The following is a 20466-nucleotide window of genomic DNA, read 5'->3' as shown; positions in this document are numbered from 1 at the left end:
GATTCATGACCCATTTATCAATTACCGGCTTCTACCCTGACGAAAAACAAGATGATTCGTTGCAATTCGAATTCGATATAGAAGGAGCCGAACTCAATCAGGCTGCTGCCCAACTCACAGAGTCAAAGCCTCTGGAAAACCTGGCTCCAGGTGAGCTGGAGCTGACAAAAAGTCAGATAACGCAATTGGCGGTGTTGCTTAACATCAACCTCCCCGATGACTTGGAATACTTCATCGGGATACGCGCATAACGGTACAACCAGAGGTATGCCTTGATTTATCACGACCCGTCTTTGAGTCACGATGAAGCTATCAGCTTCCTCACCACCAAAGACCTAAGCAAGGTCACAGAAGCACTAATATCCATCGGCCTTAACGAGACAGACTCTACGTGGGCACAAGAAATCTGCCTCCGGTATATGAGTAATGACGACGAGGACATCGCGTCGGCTGCCATCATTGCGATAGGCCACATCGCGAGGCGCTTCGGTCAGCTGGACATGGCGAAAATTTCGCCAGCACTGCAACAAGCAAAAACAAAATCACCGTTTCTGAGTGGTGCCGTACAAGACACCCTTGACGATATCCAGATGTTCACCTGATCCCGCAAAACATACGCTCAACAAAAAACCCCAACCGGTCACCCGGTTGGGGTTTTTCTTTTCCTACAACCTTACCCTTAGCGAGTAACGCGGCTGGTTCCGTTCACGGTCATGATGCGAACGCGGTCACCGATGCGGAAGATTTCGTTCTCTTCAACCGCCTGGACGTAGGCGCGCATGCTGCCATCATCTTCACGGACGGTGATTTCAACACCCTGGGTGCGGGTCAGGCCTTCTTCGGTGGCCGAGCCCAGCAGGCCGCCGGCGACTGCGCCGATAACGGCGGTCACGATGCTGCCACGGCCGCCGCCGATGGCGCTGCCGCCAACGCCGCCGATGACTGCACCCGCAGCGCCGCCGATTGGGGTCTTGGTGCCTTCGATTTTCACCGGACGCAGGGATTCGATGGTGCCCATGCGAACAGTCTGTACACGACGGGCTTCGTCACGGGAGTACGAGTCGCCGGTCAGACTCGAGGCGCAGCCACCCAGCAGCAGCGACAGGGTGGTAAAGCAGGCAACTAGTAAAACGGACTTACGCATAGCATCAACTCCAAAGGACAGGTATCCATTAAACCGCTGTGGCTTGCCGCCTGTCACGGCATGCCGGGCAGAAAATTGTTTTCATTCAGCCTTAGTACAGAGAAGCTGTACCGAAAAACTCGACGAACGGTAGCAATCCCACCTCCCTCAGGATCTTCATGGACGCTTTCATCATTGTAGCCAACGGCGGCATAACGCGGCGCAGCGCTACCCATCCAAGGCCTCTGACTAGAGACTTCGGCGTGCAGCGCTACATTCAGGCGAGGTGACGAAAGGCGGGCTCAGGGCGCCAGCCGCTCACGGGCCCAGTCGGCACCCTGCAAGCGGTAGTTCAGGCGGTCGTGCAAACGACTCGCGCGGCCTTGCCAGAACTCGATGCGCTCCGGCAGCAGGCGATAACCACCCCAGTGCTCGGGGCAGTCAGGCTGGGTATCGCTGAAGCGTTGTTCGGTGGCCTTGAGCAGGTCCTGCAACTCTTCGCGGTCCCTGATGACCCGGCTTTGCGGTGAAGCCCAGGCTCCCAGGCGGCTGCCCAGAGGGCGGACCTGGAAGTAAGCGTCCGACTCCTCGGGAGTGACCTTCACCACCCGACCTTCGATGCGCACCTGGCGCTCCAGGGTCGGCCAGAAGAAGGTCATGGCAGCAAACGGCCGCGCCGCGAGCTGTTCGCCCTTGGCACTCTGATAATTGGTGAAGAAGGTAAAGCCCTGTGTGTCCAGGCCCTTGAGCAGCAGGATCCGGCAGTGCGGGCGACCGTCCTGGTCGACCGTTGCCAGGGTCATGGCATTGGCCTCCACCGGCGGCTGCTCGGTTTTCACCGCGTCGGCGAACCACTGGTGGAACAAGCCAAACGGTTCGTCCGGGGCCTGGGCCTCGCTCAAACCGTCCCGTGTGTAGTCACGGCGCATATCGGCCAGTGCCTGGGTCATGCGGCTTTATCCTTCTTGCTCAAATAATCAGTTTTTTGCCTGGTCGTTGGTAGCGGCTGGAGCAGCGGCTTTGGCAGGTGCTGGCTTTTTAGCGGCAGGCTTCGCCGGGGCCTTTTTGGCAGCCGGCTTGGCGGCAGCCTTCTTGGCGACGGTTTTTTTCGCCGGAGCAGCAGCTTTTTTGACCGGAGCAGCGGCGGGAGCAGGAACGTCCTGCACAGAAACCATTTCAGCCTTTGGCGGGTTACCCGAGTTGTACTTGCTCAGCAAGGCCAGCATGGTGGTGCGCTGGGTGAACATGATTTCCATACGACGGTTCAGGGCACGGCCCTGGGTGCTGTCGTTGGCGGCACGTGGCATCAGGTCGCCCATGCCACGCAGCATCAGGCGGTCCTGCTTCAGGCCACTGAGGCTGAAGATCGAGGCGATGGACTGCGCGCGCTCTTTGGTCAGGGCCTGGCTCACCGGCTCGGCACCCGAGGTATCGACGTGGCCCAGGACCAGTACGGCGGTCTTCGGATCGCCTTCAACAGCCTTGGCAACGCGGGTGAATGGACCCAGGGTCACCGGCAACAACATCGCCGGACGTTTCGGGTTGTAGGAGCCGTCAACCGGGGCAATCACGACCAATACGTTGTCGCGACGTTCCAGTTGCAGGTTGCTGTCCTTGATCGCGAGGCGCAGGCGCGGCTCGTAGTCGTCCAGCCAGGCCTGGGTGATTTTTGGATCAGGCATTGGAATGTTGGCAACGTCGACCTTGGCCAATGGCTTTGGCTTGCTTTCGAACGGCCACCACCATTTGGTATCGGTATCTGTCTTGGCAACGGCAGGTGCCGCAGCCGGTGCAGCAGTGGGTGCGCCGGAGGCAGGCGTTGCAGCCTTGAGGTCGGCTTTCAGGTCAGCCTTGGCATCGTCGGTTTTCGACGAGAACGGCCACCAGCTGGAGCCGGTATCCGCCTTGGCAACCGGTGCAGGTGCTGCAGCGGCAGGTGCAACCGGCGCAGGCGCCTTGGCAGCAACGGCCGGCTTGGCATCCGGCTTGGTGTCGGTTTGGCTCACTGCGTCCTTGGTAGCAGCCTTATCAGAGCCAAATGACCACCAATGCCCACCTTCGGCATCATTTTGTGGGGTTTGTGCACAGCCAGTAATAGTGAGGCATAGCGCCAGTGCCAAGGACTTGTTCGATAACATGAGATATCCACAAAATGAGAAAAAATCAGGGGCCTGAATGACCCGTTAAACAGACGCTTTTGGAACATTAAAGTTACAACATTTTGCCTAGCGTCTTTTTGTATGTGCCTTTGTAACAAAAAAACGCAAGACAGCAAGCTATTTACAGACAACCGGCCAATATTCTTACCAACTTTTGCGCCCGCGGGTCCATAAGTACATAAGGCCCCAATGTATTGGTCACAAAACCAAAGGCTACATCATGTTCCGGGTCGGCAAACCCTACCGAGCCACCTGCCCCCGGATGCCCAAAGGCCCGTGGGCCAAGGCCGAACGTAGCGTTCGGCACTTGCGGTTGATCCAACATGCAACCCAGCCCAAACCGGGTTTGTGTCAATAAGGTTTTATCCGGGCCGATACTGTGTTCACGGGTCAACTCTTCAAGCATGTCGGCTTCCAGCAAACTACCGTCAAGCAGCCCACTATAAAAACCCGCCAGACTTCGTGCATTACCGTGACCATTTGCCGCTGGCTGCTGCATACGCCGCCATTCGGGTTTATTAGTGCTGGTCAGAATAGACGGTGGATTGGTAAATGCACGGGTAGTCATCGCCATTGGCTCGCGCATCGTTACTTGAAGTAAACGCTGTGCCGCCTCATCGCCTACATTGCCCTTGCCTCGGGCTATATGGGCAACCCGATGGAATTCTTTGTCTGCCAGACCCACATGAAAGTCCAGGCCCAATGGCCGTGCAACCCGAGCCACAATGGACTCGCCGGGCCCACGACCGTCGGCGCGACGGAGCAGTTCGCCCACCAGCCAGCCGTAGGTGATCGCCGCATAGCCATGGCCTTCCCCGAGCTTCCACCACGGCGCTTCGGCCGCGAGGGCGTCGACCATCATTTGCCAGTCGTACAGCGCTTCGGCGGGTAGCGTTTCACGCAGGGCCGGCAACCCGGCCTGGTGGCAAAGCAGATGGCGCAGGGTGATGGCTTCTTTGCCGGCGGCAGCAAATTCCGGCCAGTATTTGGCGACCGGCGCATCTAGCTGCAGCTTGCCTTCGGCCACCAGTTGCAGCGCCGTGACGGCGGTAAAGGTCTTGGTGCAGGAGAACAGGTTGGCGATGGTGTCGCTGTGCCAGGCCTCGGCACCGTCCTTGTCGGCGGTACCGGCCCACAGGTCGACGACGGTTTCGCCGCCAATCTGGATGCACAGCGCGGCGCCACGCTCCTGAGGGTCGTCGAACAGTGCGGCGAAGGCTTCACGCACCGCTTCGAATTGAAGCTCGTAATGACCCTGAATCTGCACCTAAGCCCCCTCGGAAAAGTACTACAAAAAGTGGACGACATTGTTCCAGTCATTGAGTGATTTGTGAACCCGCACTCGTCGATCTGGCGCCATCAATGGCCCTTGCCGGAATGCCCGCCGGAATGCCCTGCGCCCGGCCCTGCGGCATTGCCGTCATGCCCCGGCTTACCGCCTTCTCCGGTGTGAACCGCGGCAGCCGCCTTGGCCCTCTCGGCCTCTTTGCCCAGTTGGTCGACCGCCGCCAGGTTACTTTTACGCACACTCTCGACAAAGCCCTGGAACGGCACATCGGTGATGCCTACCAGGCCGAAGTGGCCGTTTTCGCCGTCCAGAAGACGACCGGTGACCGGCTGGTCCAGATACTGGAACCAATGCACGCCAACAATCGACGGCTCGGCCATGGCCTGCTTGAGGAAGTTGGCGTAGGCAGTCCCGCGATCCTCTTCCCTGGCCAACTGCGTCACGCCCCCCCAGAACGGGCCACGGTCCGCCGAGCCGAAGTTGAACTCGGTGATCAGCACCGGCTTGTCCAACGCCCGCAGGGCCGCGAAGTCGTAACCATCCTGCGGCTTGAGGGTGTACATGTTGAAACTCAGCACATCGCAATACTGCGCGCAGGACGCCACCGATTCCGGGGTGCTGACCGCATAACGGCCACCCAGCAACAGCTGGTTGGGCGCGTGCCATTTCAGCGCATCGGAGATGGTCTTGAAGTAAGCATCGGCGAAGGTCTTCTGGAAGTATTTGAAGTCCGCCTCGATTTCCGGGTGCTCTGGGTTCGGCATGGGCGGCACGAAACCAGGGTCTTCCATCAGCTCCCAGGCGGGCAGTTCGATGCCCCAGGCCTTGGACAGGCCGTCCTGGTTGCGGTATTTGTCGCGCAATTGCTTGAGAAACGCGCGCTTGGCCGGCACGTCGGTGGTCATGCGCAAGGTGCCGTAGGCCAAGGCGTAACGGGATTTGGGATCATCACCGGGACCGGCCCAGGCCAGTTCGTTGTCGGCAAAGAAGCCGATCAGCCACGGGTCGTCACGATGGTCACGGGCGGCAATCGCCACCGCACGCTCGGTGGCCATGGCGAAGCGCGGGTCGAACGGGTCGGGCATGCCGCCCCACCAATCGGTTCCGGTGCTGATGCTCGCGTAATCGCCGACGATCGACAGGGGCAAGGTGTAAGGCACGCGGTCGGCGGTGGCCAACTGCGGCGCGCTCCAGTTGCCGACGGTGTTGAAACCCCAGGCTTTAAGACGGTCGAGGGTGTGGCTGACCCAGCGTTTCTGGTCGAAACCTTCCGGAACACAAGGTGCCGGCGGCACGCAAGGCTGGCCATAGGTACGTTGCAGGTTGGCGCCATAGAAGTCGTACCAGCGGCCGACATTAAAGCTGCGCCCCTGATCCGCGCCATTGCCGCTGCGGCTGTCGCTGCTTCCATAGTATTTGTCGAAAGGTTCGCCGGCCTTGGGCAGCGCGGCAAACATCCATTCGCGGCCCGCAACGTAGGTCTGGCTGTTGTCCGGCGCTACGGTGTTGACGCCCAGGGAATAGAACGGATGGCCTTCCGGTGTCACCAGGTACCAGCGCCCGTCGCGCTTCTCGGTGCGGAAGAAGCCGCTGGCGTCAAAGGCCGGGCCCTTGTTCCAGCCGCCGTACTTGTCCAGGGACGCCTTGTCGCGCTCGGCCAGCCAGCCCTTGAGCTGTTGCTGCTCCTTGACCGCAGCGGCCCTCAGCTGCTCGTCGCTGCTGACTTTCTCCGGCCACCTGGCGCGGGTGGACTGCCCGTAAGTGTCCACCAGATCACTGTAGGTGGCTTTGAGCACCGGCTCGACGTCTTGCACGCCAAAGCGCTCCAGCAGGATGCTTTGAGCGACATTGGGCTTGATCATCGACAGGGTCACCGACACGATCTGGCTGCGGTCGATCTCCCCTTCGCTGCTGGCCAGCAATACACGCTGGCCATCGACGGTGATCGGCATCGGCGGGCCGGCTTTCATGCCCTGGCTCAGCGGCGAGTTGGCTTGCAGCGGAATCAGCAGCGTCTGCGCCGGGCCTGCCGGCAGGTCGATACGGCTGAACAGCGTCCGGCCGTCATTGCTCTGCACCTTGACGTACAGGGTCAGCGCCCAGTCCATCGCGCTTTGAATGCGCAGGCTCATGGCGCCGGATTGCGACCAGTCCCAGGCACCGGTCTGCGGGCTGAGCACCAGGCTCGGTTCGGCCGCCGGGTTGAAGGTGATACGGCGCAGCACTTCGCCTTCAGGGGTTTGTTCGGCGTTGTATTGCGGCAGGCTGGCGTCCTGGGTCGCCACCTTGACCACATCGGCGGGCCGTACAAAGTTGAACAGGGTTTGTTGCCCGGCAGGCGCAGCCAGCAATGGCGCGGCAAACAACAAGGCAAAAACAGCGGGCAGCGTGCGAATCATGTGAACAAGGTTCTCCCAAACGGCCGGTGACTGGCCTGATGACGTGAAGCAATGGTGAGATAGACCACGAAGTGGGCGAATTCGCCCACAGGGTCTTAAGAAATTTCCCGCCGAAACGGCGGCAAAGCATTCAGGATAGCTTTCCCGTAGCGCTGGGTAACCAGACGCCGGTCAAGCAAAGTGATGGTGCCGCGATCTTCTTCGGTACGCAGCAGGCGCCCGCAGGCCTGGACCAGCTTCAAGGAGGCGTCCGGCACCGAGATTTCCATGAACGGATTTCCGCCCCGGGCCTCGATCCATTCGGCCAGCGCAGCCTCCACCGGATCATCCGGCACCGAGAACGGGATCTTGGCGATCACCACGTGCTCGCAGTAGGCGCCGGGCAAATCCACACCCTCGGCGAAACTCGCCAGGCCGAACAGCACGCTGGAATCGCCGCCATCCACCCGCGCCTTGTGCTTGTTCAGGGTTTCCTGCTTCGACAGGTTGCCCTGGATAAATACCTGCTTGCGCCAGTCACGGTCGAGGCCGTCGAACACGTCCTGCATCTGTTTGCGGGACGAGAACAGCACCAGCGTGCCCCGTGAACCTTCCACCAACGACGGCAGGTCACGAATGATCGCCGCCGTATGGGCCGGCGCATCCCGTGGGTCGGCCTTGAGGTCCGGCACCCGCAACACACCGGCGTCGGCGTGATGGAACGGGCTCGGCACCACGGCGGTGACGGCCTTTTTCGGCAAGCCGGCGCGCATGCGGAAGCGGTCGAAGGTGCCCAGGGCCGTCAGCGTAGCCGAGGTGACCAAGGTGCCGTAGGCCACATTCCACAGGTTACGTCGGAGCATTTCTGCGGCCAGGATCGGGCTGGCATTGACCTCGATATCAAACAACGCACCGCTTTCCGACAAGGTCAGCCAACGGGCCATAGGCGGGTTGTCTTCCGGGTCTTCGACGGTAAACGCGGTCCACAACTCCCAGTTGCCCTGGGCGCGGGACAGCAGGCTACCAAACAGCGGGTACCATTCTTCGGCCTGGTTGCTGGCGATGCCGATGTTGACCTCGCCATCCATGCCTTCCTTGAGCAAATCGGTGAGGCGGGTGAACAGGTCGGTCAGGCGTGAAAAGCCCTTCTTCAGCTCGATGCCCATTTCCCGCATGTGCTCGGGGATCAGCCCGCCGACGAAGCGATGGCGCGGCCGTTCACGGCCTTCCACGTCTTCGCCGGGCTTGAAGTCTGCCACCTGCTCGCAGGCGCTGAACATGAATTGCTGCTGGGTCTTGATCTCCCGCGCCAGCTCCGGGACTTGCTCGATCAGTTTGCCCAGGTCGCCGGGCAACGGATGCTGGGCGAGCAACTTGGTGAGGTTCTTGGCGGTGGTTTCCAGCCAGTCGGCGGTGGAACGCAGGCGCGTGTAGTGGGCAAAGTGGCCGATGGCCTTGTCGGGCAGGTGATGGCCTTCGTCGAACACGTAGAGCGTGTCACGCGGGTCGGGCAATACGGCGCCGCCGCCCAGGGCCAGGTCGGCGAGGACCATGTCATGGTTGGTGACAATAACGTCGACCTTGCCCATGCCTTCGCGGGCCTTGTAGAAGGCGCACTGGCCGAAGTTGGGGCAATGACGGTTGGTGCACTGGCTGTGGTCGGTGGTCAGGCGCGCCCAGTCGGCGTCCTCCAGGGCATTCGGCCAGCTGTCGCGATCGCCATCCCATTTATTGCCGGCGAGTTTCTCGATCATGCTGGTAAACAGCTTCTGACTGACTTCATCGACTTCGATCTTGAAGCCTTCTTCTTCGAACAGCGAGGCCGTAGCGGTTTGCGCGTGGCCTTCCTGCAACAATACGTCGAGCTTGGACAGGCACATGTAGCGCCCACGGCCTTTGGCCAGGGCGAAGGTGAAATTCAGGCCGCTGTTGCGCATCAGGTCGGGCAGGTCTTTGTAGACAATCTGCTCTTGCAGGGCGACGGTGGCGGTGGCAATCACCAAGCGCTTACCGGCGGCCTTGGCGGTGGGAATCGCCGCAATGCAATAGGCCACGGTTTTGCCGGTACCCGTACCGGCTTCGACAGCGACCACTGCCGGGTCGCCACTGCGCCGGCCTTCGTCGTCGGTGTCGATATCCCCGAGGACCTTGGCAACTTCGGCGATCATCAGGCGCTGGCCGTACCGCGGTTTCAAGCTCTTGGCTTCGAGAAAACGCGAGTAGGCGCCCTGGATCGTGGTTTTGAGTTCAGTGCTGATCATGGATAGTCGGGCGCAAAAAACGCTGGATAAATTTTCAGTGGTTCGGATCGGCCGCTATCATACCCCGCTAATTAATCCCGCGCAGAACGGAGTACCCCAATGACCGTGTTTAGCCTTGCTTATACCCTGCATGTACTGGCCGCCCTGATATGGGTCGGCGGTATGTTTTTCGCCTGGATGATCCTGCGCCCCGCCGCCATGGCTGCGCTGGACGGGCCTGCCCGGCTGAAACTCTGGGTAAATGTGTTTCAACGTTTTTTTGTGTGGGTGTGGGTCGCGGTGCTGGTCTTGCCGATCAGCGGTGTCGGCCTGCTGCAACTGCGCTTCAGCGGGTTTGAGACCGCGCCGCGTTATGTGCAGGTCATGATGGGGTTGTATGTGGTGATGACCGCGCTGTTTATCCGGATCCAGGCACTGAAGTTGCCGGAGCTGCGCACGGCGGTGGCGGCTGAGGATTGGCCGGCCGGGGCTGCGGCGTTGGGGCAGATTCGTAAATTGGTGGGGATTAACTTGATTGTGGGGTTGGTGCTGGTGGCGATTGCTTCGGCACGGCCGATGTTCTGAGGAGCCGTATTTCCTGTGGCTAGGGAGCTTGCTGTGGCGAGGGAGCTTGCTCCCGCTGGAGGTGCGCAGCGCTCCCGTTTTTTTGGGGCCGCTACGCAGCCCAGCGGGAGCAAGCTCCCTCGCCACAGGTAAAGCGTTAAAGCCTTTGGACGGTCACAGCACCCGCAGGCCCCGCTGGACCCGGCTGCCCTTCCAACCCGGCCCGACCTTTCTCGCCACCGTCCGCGCGGTACACCAGGCAACCCTTGGACTGCCCGCCTTTACCCGGTTTGCCCGCCGTGCCTGCCAAACCGCCGGCACCGCCGTCCACCCAGACTTTGATCTTCTCGGCGGGGAAGTCCTGCGGCAACTCCACACGAACCTGCGCCCCCGACGCGCCCGGCAGACCGTCGCCGCCGTTATCGCCATTGGAACCGCGACCGGCCGAGCCCCAGGTGCAGCCCGGGTCTTCGCCGTTGGCACCGTCCAGCCCGGCATAACCCTGGGCACCTGCACCACCGCGGGCATCCACCGACAGTTCATCAGCCGTCAGCGAGTTAATCCGCAAGACCAAATCACGCCCCGCCTTGGCCGGACGTTCATGGGTACCGGGAGCACCGCGCGAGGTGATCTGGCTGCCATGCTCCAGCTGCGCCTGGCGCACCTGCAATTGCAGGGCGGTGCTGCCGGGCACGATGGCGATGCGCGCGTCGCGACCCAGGTGCAATTCGTCCACCGTCACCTGGGTGATATTGGCGGGAATCAGCAAGGTGCCGTAATCCGCTACATCCAGTCGCTCCAACTGCAAAACGCCGCTGCTGTTGGGCAGGCGCATCAACGAGTTGGTCTCCACGCTGACGCTCTGGGCCAGGGCAATGGGGCTGACCAGCAGGGCCAACAGAAAAACCTTACGCATGATTGGCCTCCTTGTTTACATCATTAGTCGGTGTCGGCGTCGAAAAGCTCTGCACATGGAACATACCCACCAGCAGGATCTGCAAGCGGTCACGCCAGGGATGGGCACGGGTTTTCACACTGCCGTTGAATAACAGCAGTTCCAGAATATGGGTCAACAACAATAAGCTGCCGGCCAGATTGACCAACACGTGGAACGGATTGATCAGCGGCGTGAACAGATTGACCACCACCACGACCCAGAACAGCAACGTCAAAAACTTCCCCAGCCCCCAAAACACCTTCATCCCGCACGCTCCCCTTGCACATTATTCTTTGGGCGCACAGTAACGACTTCTACAGGCGTTGTGCCAGTGAAGGATTAAAAAATTGATGAAGGGGCCCCTGTGGATCCCACAGGGGCCGTGAGGGTTGGTCAGCGGTTGATCTGAATTTCCACGCGGCGGTTTAGCGCGCGGCCGTCAGCGGTTTTGTTATCGGCCACCGGATGGCTTTCGCCGGCGCCGGTCACCGAGACAAAGCTGCTGCGCGGTATTCCGGAACTGACCAGGTAGTCGGTTACCGAATGAGCGCGTCGTTCAGAGAGTTTCTGGTTGTAGGCATCTTTACCGACGCTGTCGGTATGCCCGCTGACGCGCAGTTGCGCACTTGGGGCTTCTTGTTTCAGGCGGGTGACAATGGTGTCGAGTTTGGTTTTGTCGGCGGCCGTCAGCCTGGCGGAGTCGAACTCAAAGTGCACATCACGAATCACGATGGTTTCTTCCTTGACCACCACCACTTCCTCTTGAACCACCGCTACCGGCACCGGAGGGCAGCCATTGGCGTCGACCTGTACGCCTTTTGGCGTGCCAGGGCACTTGTCACGGCTGTCCGGCACGCCGTCGCCGTCTTCATCACCATCGCCATGCACCCAGCAATAGGCGCCGGCCATGCCGCCGATCAACAACGCGCCGTAGCCTGCATAGGAAGAGCTTTGGGTTGCACCAATAGCAGCGCCGGTCACGCCGCCGACCGCGGCACAGGTGGGCCAGTCGGTTTTTTGCAAGCCTGCGCAACCTGTCAATACTCCGGTTAGCAGAACCAAGGGTAGAGCTGTCCGCATGATGCTCATCTGACTTTCTCCTGAGGGGATCGGCGGGGGCCGACGAGTGGAGTAAAGACGGCTCTTTTCATCTGCGCCAGCGTGCCACACCCCAGTATTCATTGGGCCGGGCGGTTTATTCTCGCCGCCCGCTCTAGGCCCGCACGCTCAGGCAGGCTAGTCTCTACGGTCCTGATGTGAGGATCTTCGATGACTGCCGGTATTTCTTCCCGTACACCCCAGCAAGCGCTCGCCGCGCTGCTTGATCTTCACGCGCCAAAACGCCTGCTGTTATTGGGCGCCAGCCAGTTCCCGGCGCTGGACGCTTTTAAACAAGCACACCCGGATACCGTGGTGTCCTTCGCCGAGCCCGGCCCCTTGCCCGCTGAGCTTGCGGCCCAGCGTTTTGACCTGGCGCTGGTGGTCGATTGCCTGGAGCACCTGTCAAAACCTGCGGGCCTGACCCTGCTGGGGGGCATTCGCAACCTCAATGCCAGCCGAATTGCGGTGCTGGTGGACCTGGCCGCCTGCCACTGGAAAGACACCGACTTTTTCTCCCTGGCCCTGCAAGCCAGCGAACGCTTCCAGCGCGACGATCAGGTTTTGACGCTGTTTACCTATGATCTGCTTGACTATAAACAGGTGCCGGATTGGCTGAACGCCCGCTTCTGGGCCAACCCGCAAAACTTTGGAAAGTATTGGTGGTAACCCGATGAGTACATCCATTTGCCCCTGCGGCAGTGGCAACCTGCTGGATGCCTGCTGCGGTCATTATCACGCCGGCCACCCGGCCCCCTGCGCCGAAGCGTTGATGCGTTCGCGCTACAGCGCCTACGTGCTGGGCCTGGTGGACTATCTGGTGGCAACCACCGTGCCTGCGCAACAAGCCGGGCTGGACACGGCCGCCATCGGCGCCTGGAGCGCCCAAAGCACCTGGCTGGGCCTTGCGGTGGAAAGCTCCGAGGTGTTTGGCGGCCAGCCGGAACATGCCTTCGTGACCTTTACCGCCCGCTGGCATGACAGCACTGGCGAACACAGCCACCGGGAGCGTTCCTCTTTCGTACAGAACAATGAGCACTGGTACTTTATCGACCCGACAGTGGACGTTAAGGCTGGGCGCAATGACGCCTGCTTATGCGGCAGCGGGCAAAAATTCAAGAAGTGCTGTGCCAGCTACCTCTGACATTCATTGATACCCGGCAGGCTCTCGCTTGCTATGCTGACTCTTCACACGGAGTAACGGCATGGTTTCTCAGGCACGGGTATTCAGGACTTACAGCCTTCTGCTGGCATTGATGCTAGGGCTATCCGGCTGCGCGTCGTGGTTCGCCGACGACGCGCCCGCCCCCGAGGTGCGGCTGGTCAAGGTCGACCCCGTGCGAGTCAAGTTGCTGGAACAGAAGTTCAAGCTGTATTTCCGTGTGGATAACCGCGATGACAACGACCTGACCGTGCGCGGCCTGGTTTACAAGGTCAGCCTCGGCACGATGGTGCTGACCGAAGGCGAGTCCAACGAGTGGCTGACCGTACCGCCCCACAGCCACGCTTTTTTCCGGGTATCGGTGCGCACTAATCTGTGGCCACAAATCCGCGATGTGGTCGACATGCTGAAAAATCCGCGCGACCCCGTGCCCTATCGCCTTGAAGGCGAGTTGAAAACCGGTTTATTTATCGGGAACGACGTGCAGGTGATGCGCAATGGCGAGATAATCCCCGGCGATTTTATTCCGGAGCGACATCGATGACTCAGCAACCCCATGTCCATGGCCCTGACTGCAACCACGATCACGATCACCATGATCACGACCACGGCCATGTCCACGGCCCGAACTGCGGCCACGCTCACCAGGAGCCGGTGCGCAATACTTTGAAGGACGTGGGTCGTAACGATCCTTGCCCGTGCGGCAGCGAGAAGAAGTTCAAGAAGTGCCACGGGGCTTGAGTTAAGAAACCAGATTCTCGAAACACTGCACATCCAAATGTGGGAGCGGGCTTGCTCGCGAAAGCGCAGTGTCAGTCAACCTATCTGTTACTGATACACCGCTTTCGCGAGCAAGCCCGCTCCCACATTTAGCCTGCACTTCAAGGCTGGGATTTGCGCTGAAACTGCAACACCACCTCCAATCCCCCGCGTTCCCGATTGCTCAAGCTCAACCGCCCGTCATGGGCACTGGCAATCGTATGCGCGATGCTCAACCCAAGCCCGTACCCGCCGGTTTCCACATTACGTGAGCCTTCCACCCGGTAAAACGGCTCCATCACCTGTTCCAGCTGTTCTTGGGGAATCCCCGGCCCACGGTCGCTGATGACGATCTTCAAGCTGTCCGCCCTGTCCTCAACCCGCACCACCACCTCGCTGCCATACCGCACCGCGTTCTCCAGCAGGTTTTGCACGCACCGCTTGAGACTGCGGGCATACCCCGGCAGTGGCTGCTTGGCCCGCCCTTCTATCGCGACCGTCTCACCCACATCCTGCAGATCCGCCTGCAAGCTCTGCAGCAAGGCGTTGATGTCGATGTTCTGGCGCTTCTCGTTGATTTCGCCGCTGCTGACAAAATCCAGTGTGCTGGAAACCATGTGCTCCATTTCTTCCAGGTCGCTGCGAAAACGCTCCTTGGTGCGGTTGTCGTCGAGCATTTCCGTACGTAACCGCAGGCGTGTGATGGGTGACCGCAGGTCGTGGGAAATCGCCGCAAGGAAGCGCGTACGTTCGGCGATATTGGCGATCAGCCGCTGTTGCATGGCGTTGAACGCCTGGGCGGCGCGGCGTACTTCGGTGGGCCCATCGACGGCCAGCGGTGGCCGCTGAATGTCCCGGCCCAACGCTTCGGCAGCCTTGGCCAGGGCGTTAAGCGGGCGAATCGCTAAACGAACCGCCACCAAGGCAATGATCACCAGCACCAGCACCCGCAGCAGATAAATGCGCATCACGTAGTCGAACAACAGGTCCATCGGCGAGGTGCTGGTCCAGCCCTGCTCCTCGGTGGCCTGCACCTGCAGCCAGCGCCCGTCCGGCAAACGCAGGTCAATCAGGAACTGCCCCACCACTGGCTTGGAACCGAGCAAGGTCGACAGCCCGGCGTGTTGGCCCTCGGCATCCAGCAACTTGAGACTCAACAGATGCAGGGTCTGCGTGTAGCCGGTTTTCTCCGACAGCACTGTATTCAGCAAGCGCTCGGTGGCCTGGTCGCTGTCGCTGATGCTGCTTGTCACCTCACTGGCGTGATCACTCAGGGTCAGGTGAAAGCGCGGCGTATCGAGCAGCTTGATCAGCCCATCAGCCTGCGCCGGATCGCTGTGCACCAGCCGTACCACGTCCGCCAGCCGCGTGGCGATCAGCCGACTGGGGATTTCCAGGACCTGGCCGTGGCGCATGTCGTACCAGATGCTGCTGGTCAGGGCCTGGGCCGCGAGCATGCCACTGACCAGAATCAGCACCAGCCGGCCAAACAGCGAACGCGGCAGCAGTTTCACGATTGCAGTGCCACGTCGTCGGCGGTGAGCATGTAGCCCTCGTTGCGCACGGTCTTGATCAACCCGGCCGGCAATTGCGAACGCAGGCGGCTGACGCACACATCAATCGAGCGGTCGAACGGCGTGCTGTCTTTGTCGAACACATGGTTGAGCAAAAAGTCGCGGCTCAGCGGCCGGTTGGGATGCTGCAACAACAGGCGCAGCACGCGGTAATCGGAGTTGCCGAGGCTGACCACCACGCCTTCCGGCGAGAGCAATTGCCGCGCCCGGGTGTCCAGTTGCCAGCCAGCGAAGCTGATGCTTGGCGCCTCGTCCAGCCGCGCCCGGTCTGGAAAACTCTGCACCCGACGCAGCACCACCTTGATCCGCACCAGCAGCTCCCGTGGGTCGAATGGCTTGGGCAGGTAATCATCGGCGCCGATTTCCAGGCCGACGATCCGGTCAATCAGCGTGCCCTTGGCGGTGAGCATGATCACCGGCGTGTTGGAGCTGACTCGCAGTTCGCGGCACAGGCTCAGGCCGTCTTCGCCGGGCAGCATCACGTCGAGCACGATCAGGTCGATGACATTCAGCGCGAGGCGGCGGCGCATTTCCTTGCCGTCGCCGGCAGTGGACACCTGGAAGCCGGCATCACTCAGGTAATCGCACAACAACTGGCGGATTTGCGGGTCGTCATCAACGATCAGCAGATGGTCTTGCTTGGCCATGGGGCAACTCGTCCGAAACTCAAAAGGCAGGAGATAGCCGAAACGTCAGCCAGGAGTACACGCAAATGTAATGGAATGTTGTGGGAAGCGGTAATCGCGCATACCCATTACAAAGCCACGGCGTGGCGGCCGGTATCGGTCTTTAGACTACCGAATCTAAATGAGATTAATTGTAATTTAGCCTAGGTCACTCCGAATGCCATTGCCTACCCCTCGCGCCCTGTCGCTGCAATCTACCCTTGCGCCGATGTTCGGCCTGCTTGCCGCCGGCAGCGTTTCTCCCACCGCCTGGGCCGATGCGCCGGTAGCGGCGTCCAATGATTCGGTGCTGAGCCTGCCGGAAATCAAGATCGATGGCGAAGCCACCTCAGCCTTCAAGGTCGACCGGGTGACCTCGGCAAAAATCAGCCAGCCGCTGCTGGACGCGCCGCAAAGCGTGACCATCGTCCCCCAGCAAGTGCTCAAGGAGCAGAACGCACAAACCTTGCAGGAAGTGTTGCGCAACGTGCCGGGCATCACGTTCATGTCCGGCGAAGGCAACCTGGGCTGGGGCGACCTGTTTTCGATTCGCGGGTTTTCCTCTGAGCAAAGCCTGACCGTCGACGGCGTGCGCGATGCCGGCCAATCCACCCGTACCGACACCTTCAACCTACAACAGGCGGAAGTATTCAAGGGCACCGGTTCGATCGAATCCGGCGTTTCCGCTGTAGGCGGCAGCGTCAACCTGGTGAGCAAAGAAGCGCACCTTGGGGACGCCAACAAGCTCTCGGCCGGCATCGGCACCGACAGCTACCGCCGCCTCACCGGCGACTTCAACAAACAACTCAACGACACCACCGCCCTGCGCATCAACCTGATGAAACACTACAACCAGGTGGCCGAGCGTGACGACGTGGACTACGACCGCTGGGGCCTCGCCACCTCCCTCGGCTTCGGCCTGGGCACCGACACGCGCCTGTTCATCGACACCTTCTATCAAAAGGACGACAACACCCCGGACGGCGGCGTGCCGATCCAGCGCGGCACCGACGGCGACCGCATGCCGGGAGTCAAGCGCTCTAACTGGTACGGCGACTCACACCTGTACACCCAGCAGACCAAAACCACCTCGCTGACCGCGCGCTTCGAACATGACTTCGACTGGAACGAAGCGACCCTGAAAAACCAGACCAAGTGGGAGCGCACCGACAACTTCGCCGTGCTCTCGCCCGCACGTTTCTTTGCTGCCAACGCCAATGGCCAGAAAACCTGCACCGGCACGCGCTGTGCGACCTTGGGCTACACCGGCGCAGGACCGATCAGCCAGGTGCCCGGCAGCACAGTAAATGCCTACCCGGGATACGCCAACAGCGGCAACACCGCCTTCGGCATTCTGCGGGGCAGCGACTTCGGTTTGTCCAAGCGCTACACCATCCTCGACAACCAGACCGACTTCAGCTTCAAGCTCAATACCGGCGGCCTGGAGCACGCTGTTGTCAGTGGGCTTGAGTTCTATCACGAGACCTACGGCGGCCTGAAACGCAACGCCGAAGTGCCGGCGGGCGATCTGTTCTTCGACATGAATGACCCCAACCACAGCTTCGCCAGCACCACCACCGTCAAGGGCGTGGGCGACCCGCGCTCGGTCATCGACAACGCCGGTATTTACCTCGGTGACACCCTCACCCTGAACGAACAGTGGCAAGTCCTCGGTTCGCTACGCTATGACCATTGGCAAGCCGAAACCAGCCAGCGCGGCCAAGCCACCATCAGCAGTACCGACGGCGCAGTGAGCGGACGCGTCGGCGCGGTGTACAAGCCGTTGCCCAACGGCAGCATCTACGCTTCCTACAGTGAAGCGGCACAACCGTCGGCCTTGGGCGCCTCGACCAACAACCAGATCTACGGCGCAGCCAACACCAGCAACTACACCCCGGCCAAGTCGAAAACCTACGAAATCGGCACCAAGTGGGACATTGCCCACGACCTGCTGAACGTCACCGCCGCGATCTTCCGCACCGAACTGGACAACTCCTGGGAGTACCAGGACGGCGAAACCGCCCCGGTACGCGCCCTCCCCGCTAAGCGCGTAGACGGTGTGGAGCTGGGCCTGCAAGGCAATATCAACCCGCGCTGGACGGTGTACAGCGGGTTCTCGGCGCTCAAAAGCACCCAGACCAAAGGCGCCAACAAAGGTGAGGAAGCCAAGAACGTTCCCGACCTGACCGCCAACCTGTGGACCACCTACGCCGTTACCGACGACCTGAGCCTGAGCTACGGCGCGCAATACGTAGGACGCCGCCGCTACAGCGACAACAAATACGTCGGCGGTTTGAACAATAACAGCAGCTACGCCAACGGCCTGTCCGGCGTGTACGCGATCTACACCCGCGACCACGAAAAGGCCCCCGGCTACTGGCTCAACAACGTGGCCGCGCAATACAAGGTGAGCAAGCAGACCACGGTCAACCTCAACCTCAACAACGTGTTCAACAAGTTCTATTACAGCCAGATTGGCGCGTCCCTGGATGGCTTCCAGCTCTACGGCATCCCGGGCGCCGGGCGCACGCTCACCGCCAGCGTCGACTATGAGTTTTAAGCCGTGATGATTGAAATCCCGGCCCTGTTGAGTGCCGAAGAAGTCGAGGTGGCCGTTGCCACCTTGCTCGATCAACCATGGGTCGATGGCAAGGTCACCGCCGGGAAGCGGTCGGCCAGGGCGAAAAACAACCGGCAACTGGCGGAAGACGCCCCGGTCGCGATTCGCCTGGGTGAGCAGATTCTGTCGCGGCTGTCGGACAACGCGCTGTTCATGTCCGCCGCCCTGCCGAAGAAAATCTACCCGCCCCTGTTCAACCGCTACAGCGGCGGCGAAGCCTTCGACTGGCATATCGACAATGCGATTCGCGGCCTCAAGGGTGTGCGCGAACGGGTGCGCACCGACATCTCCGCCACCTTGTTCCTGGCCGACCCGGCCAGCTACGACGGCGGCGAACTGGTGATCCGCGACACCTTCGGTGAACACGCGGTGAAGCTGCCCGCCGGGCACTTGCTGATTTATCCCGGCAGCAGCCTGCACAAGATCAACCCGGTCACTCGAGGCGAACGCATCGCCAGTTTCTTCTGGATCGAAAGCCTGGTGCGCGAAGACAGCCAGCGCCAGCTGCTGCTGGACATGGACGTGGCGATTCAACGTCTCACCGCGCAACACGCCGACGACCACGCGCTGCTGCAACTGAGCGGCGCCTATCACAACCTTTTGCGGCGCTGGAGCGATGTCTGATGCGCCGCCTTCACCTGGAGTTCTCGCCATGCTGAAACCCCGCAACCTCCTCAAGCTGGGCGCGCTGTTTGCCGTGCTGATCCTTGGCCACGCCGAAACCGCCGCAGCCCATGAAGTCACCGACGTGCTGGGCCGCAAGGTCGAGGTGCCAGACCACGTGCAGCGCGTGGTGCTCGGCGAAGGCCGGCTGATTTCGGCGTTTGCTCTGCTGGACAAGGACGCACCGTTCCAGCGGATTGTCGGCTGGCAGAATGATTTGAAGCTGCTGGACGCCCACACCTACAACGCCTATGTGGCGAAATTTCCGACGGTGAAGGACATCCCGCTGATTGGTCAGGCGTCGGAACAAAGCGTCAGCGCCGAGGAAATCCTCTCGCTGAAACCGGACCTCGCCGTGTTCAGCATTTCCGGCCACGGCCCGACCGAACACAGCCCGGTGGCGGACGTGTTGGCCAAGGCGGGCATTCCGGTGTTGTTCGTCGACTTCCGTATCAACCCGGTGCAAGGCACTTACGCCAGCATGACCGCCTTGGGCCAGGCTCTCGGACGGGAAACCCAGGCCAAGGCGTTCCTCGACTTTTATGACCAGCACATCAAGGTGATCACCGACGCCGTCGCCACCTTGCCGGCCAGCCCGCGTCCGAGCGTGTTCCTGGAATTGCTGGCCGGCGCCTGGCAGGCACCCGGCCACACCACCGGCAAGAGCGGCATGGGCAAAGTGATCAAGCTGGTGGGCGGCCGCAACATCGCCGCCGACGTAGTGCCGGGTGCGCTGGGGGACATCAGTGTCGAGTACGCGCTGAAGGCTGACCCGGATGTGTATGTGGCCACCGGCAATCACAAGCCGGGGTTGATTCTGGGTGCTGGCGTGAGCGACGAAGACGCGCGCGGCGCGTTTGACGCCGTGCTGGCCCGCCCGGAGTTTGTGAACCTTCGGGCGATTCGTGAGGGCAATTCCCACGGCTTGTGGCATGACTTCTACAACTCGCCGTACAACCTGCTGGCGATTGAAGCGCTGGCCAAGTGGGTGCATCCGGAGTTGTTCGCGAAGCTGGACCCGAAGGCGACCATGGAAGCGATGAACCAGCAGTTCCTCGGCATGCCGTTGCAGGGTGCCTACTGGATTGATGGCAAGCCCAAGTAATCCTCCTGTAGGAACACGGTAAGTGTGGGAGCGGGCTTGCTCGCGAATGCGGTGTACCCGTCAGCGAATATGTCGACTGATACATCGCATTCGCGAGCAAGTCGAATCGTCGCACCGCCGCTCCCACATTT

Annotated in this window: 21 protein-coding genes; 10 read left to right on the top strand and 11 right to left on the bottom strand. The window is 61.0% G+C overall.

What is annotated here, in order from left to right; all coding sequences use genetic code 11:
* Positions 1 to 5: 5 nt before the first annotated feature.
* Positions 6 to 251, top strand: a complete 246-nt coding sequence (locus tag AU074_RS22610) for a pyocin S6 family toxin immunity protein (protein ID WP_076016594.1) — start codon at positions 6 to 8, stop codon at positions 249 to 251.
* 21 nt (positions 252 to 272) lie between these two features.
* Positions 273 to 602 carry a hypothetical protein gene (locus tag AU074_RS22605; protein ID WP_076016593.1) on the top strand — a complete coding sequence of 110 codons (330 nt, stop codon included), beginning with the start codon at positions 273 to 275 and terminating at the stop codon, positions 600 to 602.
* A 77-nt stretch (positions 603 to 679) separates the two neighbouring features.
* On the opposite strand, the gene AU074_RS22600 is transcribed toward AU074_RS22605, so the two are convergent.
* From AU074_RS22600 to dinG, 6 genes are all read right to left on the bottom strand, one after another.
* The gene (locus AU074_RS22600) at positions 680 to 1144 is read right to left on the bottom strand and encodes a glycine zipper 2TM domain-containing protein (RefSeq protein ID WP_056857494.1); all 465 of its coding nucleotides are present in this window, start codon (positions 1142 to 1144) and stop codon (positions 680 to 682) included.
* A gap of 281 nt (positions 1145 to 1425) precedes the next feature.
* Complete coding sequence (pdxH, locus tag AU074_RS22595; protein WP_076016592.1) at positions 1426 to 2073, bottom strand: pyridoxamine 5'-phosphate oxidase; 648 nt, start codon at positions 2071 to 2073, stop codon at positions 1426 to 1428.
* A gap of 27 nt (positions 2074 to 2100) precedes the next feature.
* On the bottom strand, positions 2101 to 3261 hold the full coding sequence (locus AU074_RS22590; protein ID WP_076016591.1) for an OmpA family protein: 1161 nt from the start codon (positions 3259 to 3261) through the stop codon (positions 2101 to 2103).
* Between the two features lie 142 nt (positions 3262 to 3403).
* A complete protein-coding gene (locus tag AU074_RS22585; protein ID WP_076016590.1) occupies positions 3404 to 4549 on the bottom strand; it encodes a serine hydrolase domain-containing protein in 1146 nt (381 codons plus the stop codon).
* Between the two features lie 92 nt (positions 4550 to 4641).
* The gene (locus AU074_RS22580; RefSeq protein WP_076016589.1) at positions 4642 to 6969 is read right to left on the bottom strand and encodes a beta-galactosidase; all 2328 of its coding nucleotides are present in this window, start codon (positions 6967 to 6969) and stop codon (positions 4642 to 4644) included.
* Positions 6970 to 7064: 95 nt separating this feature from the next.
* On the bottom strand, positions 7065 to 9209 hold the full coding sequence (gene dinG / locus AU074_RS22575; RefSeq protein ID WP_076016588.1) for an ATP-dependent DNA helicase DinG: 2145 nt from the start codon (positions 9207 to 9209) through the stop codon (positions 7065 to 7067).
* A gap of 99 nt (positions 9210 to 9308) precedes the next feature.
* On the opposite strand from dinG, the gene AU074_RS22570 reads away from it, so the two are divergent.
* Positions 9309 to 9773: a CopD family protein gene (locus AU074_RS22570; protein WP_076016587.1), complete on the top strand. Its 465-nt coding sequence runs from the start codon at positions 9309 to 9311 to the stop codon at positions 9771 to 9773.
* A 136-nt stretch (positions 9774 to 9909) separates the two neighbouring features.
* Here the strand turns inward: AU074_RS22570 and AU074_RS22565 are convergent, their stop codons facing one another.
* The 3 genes from AU074_RS22565 to AU074_RS22555 all read right to left on the bottom strand — a co-directional run bounded on the left by AU074_RS22565 (position 9910) and on the right by AU074_RS22555 (position 11778).
* Positions 9910 to 10668 (bottom strand): collagen-like triple helix repeat-containing protein, encoded by a 759-nt coding sequence (locus AU074_RS22565; RefSeq protein ID WP_076016586.1) that lies wholly within the window; start codon positions 10666 to 10668, stop codon positions 9910 to 9912.
* A complete protein-coding gene (locus AU074_RS22560; RefSeq protein ID WP_076016585.1) occupies positions 10661 to 10954 on the bottom strand; it encodes a DUF1145 domain-containing protein in 294 nt (97 codons plus the stop codon). The genes AU074_RS22565 and AU074_RS22560 overlap by 8 nt, the downstream gene beginning before the upstream one ends.
* 128 nt (positions 10955 to 11082) lie before the next feature.
* Positions 11083 to 11778, bottom strand: a complete 696-nt coding sequence (locus AU074_RS22555) for an OmpA family protein (RefSeq protein ID WP_076016584.1) — start codon at positions 11776 to 11778, stop codon at positions 11083 to 11085.
* A 180-nt stretch (positions 11779 to 11958) separates the two neighbouring features.
* On the opposite strand from AU074_RS22555, the gene AU074_RS22550 reads away from it, so the two are divergent.
* The 4 genes from AU074_RS22550 (at position 11959) to AU074_RS22535 (ending at position 13690) form a co-directional block, all read left to right on the top strand.
* Positions 11959 to 12456, top strand: coding sequence for a DUF6231 family protein (locus tag AU074_RS22550; protein ID WP_076016583.1), 498 nt, complete (start codon positions 11959 to 11961; stop codon positions 12454 to 12456).
* 4 nt (positions 12457 to 12460) lie between these two features.
* Positions 12461 to 12931 carry a YchJ family protein gene (locus AU074_RS22545; protein WP_076016582.1) on the top strand — a complete coding sequence of 157 codons (471 nt, stop codon included), beginning with the start codon at positions 12461 to 12463 and terminating at the stop codon, positions 12929 to 12931.
* 61 nt (positions 12932 to 12992) lie between these two features.
* Positions 12993 to 13493: an LEA type 2 family protein gene (locus AU074_RS22540; RefSeq protein ID WP_076016581.1), complete on the top strand. Its 501-nt coding sequence runs from the start codon at positions 12993 to 12995 to the stop codon at positions 13491 to 13493.
* Positions 13490 to 13690, top strand: a complete 201-nt coding sequence (locus AU074_RS22535; protein ID WP_003213695.1) for an SEC-C metal-binding domain-containing protein — start codon at positions 13490 to 13492, stop codon at positions 13688 to 13690. Before AU074_RS22540 ends, AU074_RS22535 begins: the two co-directional genes overlap by 4 nt.
* 140 nt (positions 13691 to 13830) lie before the next feature.
* Here the strand turns inward: AU074_RS22535 and AU074_RS22530 are convergent, their stop codons facing one another.
* A complete protein-coding gene (locus AU074_RS22530) occupies positions 13831 to 15222 on the bottom strand; it encodes an ATP-binding protein (RefSeq protein ID WP_076016580.1) in 1392 nt (463 codons plus the stop codon).
* Positions 15219 to 15929 (bottom strand): response regulator, encoded by a 711-nt coding sequence (locus tag AU074_RS22525; RefSeq protein ID WP_017479384.1) that lies wholly within the window; start codon positions 15927 to 15929, stop codon positions 15219 to 15221. The genes AU074_RS22530 and AU074_RS22525 overlap by 4 nt, the downstream gene beginning before the upstream one ends.
* Before the next feature lie 196 nt (positions 15930 to 16125).
* On the opposite strand from AU074_RS22525, the gene AU074_RS22520 reads away from it, so the two are divergent.
* From AU074_RS22520 to AU074_RS22510, 3 genes are read left to right on the top strand one after another with little or no spacing between them, the layout of a single operon-like run.
* Positions 16126 to 18507 carry a TonB-dependent siderophore receptor gene (locus AU074_RS22520; protein WP_076016579.1) on the top strand — a complete coding sequence of 794 codons (2382 nt, stop codon included), beginning with the start codon at positions 16126 to 16128 and terminating at the stop codon, positions 18505 to 18507.
* A 3-nt stretch (positions 18508 to 18510) separates the two neighbouring features.
* On the top strand, positions 18511 to 19191 hold the full coding sequence (locus AU074_RS22515) for a Fe2+-dependent dioxygenase (RefSeq protein ID WP_076016578.1): 681 nt from the start codon (positions 18511 to 18513) through the stop codon (positions 19189 to 19191).
* A 28-nt stretch (positions 19192 to 19219) separates the two neighbouring features.
* Positions 19220 to 20335, top strand: a complete 1116-nt coding sequence (locus tag AU074_RS22510; RefSeq protein WP_076016577.1) for an ABC transporter substrate-binding protein — start codon at positions 19220 to 19222, stop codon at positions 20333 to 20335.
* Positions 20336 to 20466 lie beyond the last annotated feature (131 nt).

The sequence above is a fragment of the Pseudomonas sp. ATCC PTA-122608 genome (assembly GCF_001952855.1).
In the GTDB taxonomy this organism is placed as follows: domain Bacteria; phylum Pseudomonadota; class Gammaproteobacteria; order Pseudomonadales; family Pseudomonadaceae; genus Aquipseudomonas.
The sequence above is the reverse complement of the archived record's forward strand: the minus strand, read 5'-3'. Positions and strand labels throughout refer to the sequence as shown.

Bases quoted from the DNA above. Each gene is read 5' to 3' on its own strand.
- AU074_RS22610 (WP_076016594.1), top strand. From the start codon at position 6: ATGACCCATTTATCAATTACCGGCTTCTACCCTGACGAAAAACAAGAT.
- AU074_RS22600 (WP_056857494.1), bottom strand. From the start codon at position 1,144: ATGCGTAAGTCCGTTTTACTAGTTGCCTGCTTTACCACCCTGTCGCTG.
- pdxH (WP_076016592.1), bottom strand. From the start codon at position 2,073: ATGACCCAGGCACTGGCCGATATGCGCCGTGACTACACACGGGACGGT.
- AU074_RS22590 (WP_076016591.1), bottom strand. From the start codon at position 3,261: ATGTTATCGAACAAGTCCTTGGCACTGGCGCTATGCCTCACTATTACT.
- AU074_RS22580 (WP_076016589.1), bottom strand. From the start codon at position 6,969: ATGATTCGCACGCTGCCCGCTGTTTTTGCCTTGTTGTTTGCCGCGCCA.
- dinG (WP_076016588.1), bottom strand. From the start codon at position 9,209: ATGATCAGCACTGAACTCAAAACCACGATCCAGGGCGCCTACTCGCGT.
- AU074_RS22570 (WP_076016587.1), top strand. From the start codon at position 9,309: ATGACCGTGTTTAGCCTTGCTTATACCCTGCATGTACTGGCCGCCCTG.
- AU074_RS22565 (WP_076016586.1), bottom strand. From the start codon at position 10,668: ATGCGTAAGGTTTTTCTGTTGGCCCTGCTGGTCAGCCCCATTGCCCTG.
- AU074_RS22560 (WP_076016585.1), bottom strand. From the start codon at position 10,954: ATGAAGGTGTTTTGGGGGCTGGGGAAGTTTTTGACGTTGCTGTTCTGG.
- AU074_RS22555 (WP_076016584.1), bottom strand. From the start codon at position 11,778: ATGAGCATCATGCGGACAGCTCTACCCTTGGTTCTGCTAACCGGAGTA.
- AU074_RS22550 (WP_076016583.1), top strand. From the start codon at position 11,959: ATGACTGCCGGTATTTCTTCCCGTACACCCCAGCAAGCGCTCGCCGCG.
- AU074_RS22545 (WP_076016582.1), top strand. From the start codon at position 12,461: ATGAGTACATCCATTTGCCCCTGCGGCAGTGGCAACCTGCTGGATGCC.
- AU074_RS22540 (WP_076016581.1), top strand. From the start codon at position 12,993: ATGGTTTCTCAGGCACGGGTATTCAGGACTTACAGCCTTCTGCTGGCA.
- AU074_RS22535 (WP_003213695.1), top strand. From the start codon at position 13,490: ATGACTCAGCAACCCCATGTCCATGGCCCTGACTGCAACCACGATCAC.
- AU074_RS22525 (WP_017479384.1), bottom strand. From the start codon at position 15,929: ATGGCCAAGCAAGACCATCTGCTGATCGTTGATGACGACCCGCAAATC.
- AU074_RS22520 (WP_076016579.1), top strand. From the start codon at position 16,126: ATGCCATTGCCTACCCCTCGCGCCCTGTCGCTGCAATCTACCCTTGCG.
- AU074_RS22510 (WP_076016577.1), top strand. From the start codon at position 19,220: ATGCTGAAACCCCGCAACCTCCTCAAGCTGGGCGCGCTGTTTGCCGTG.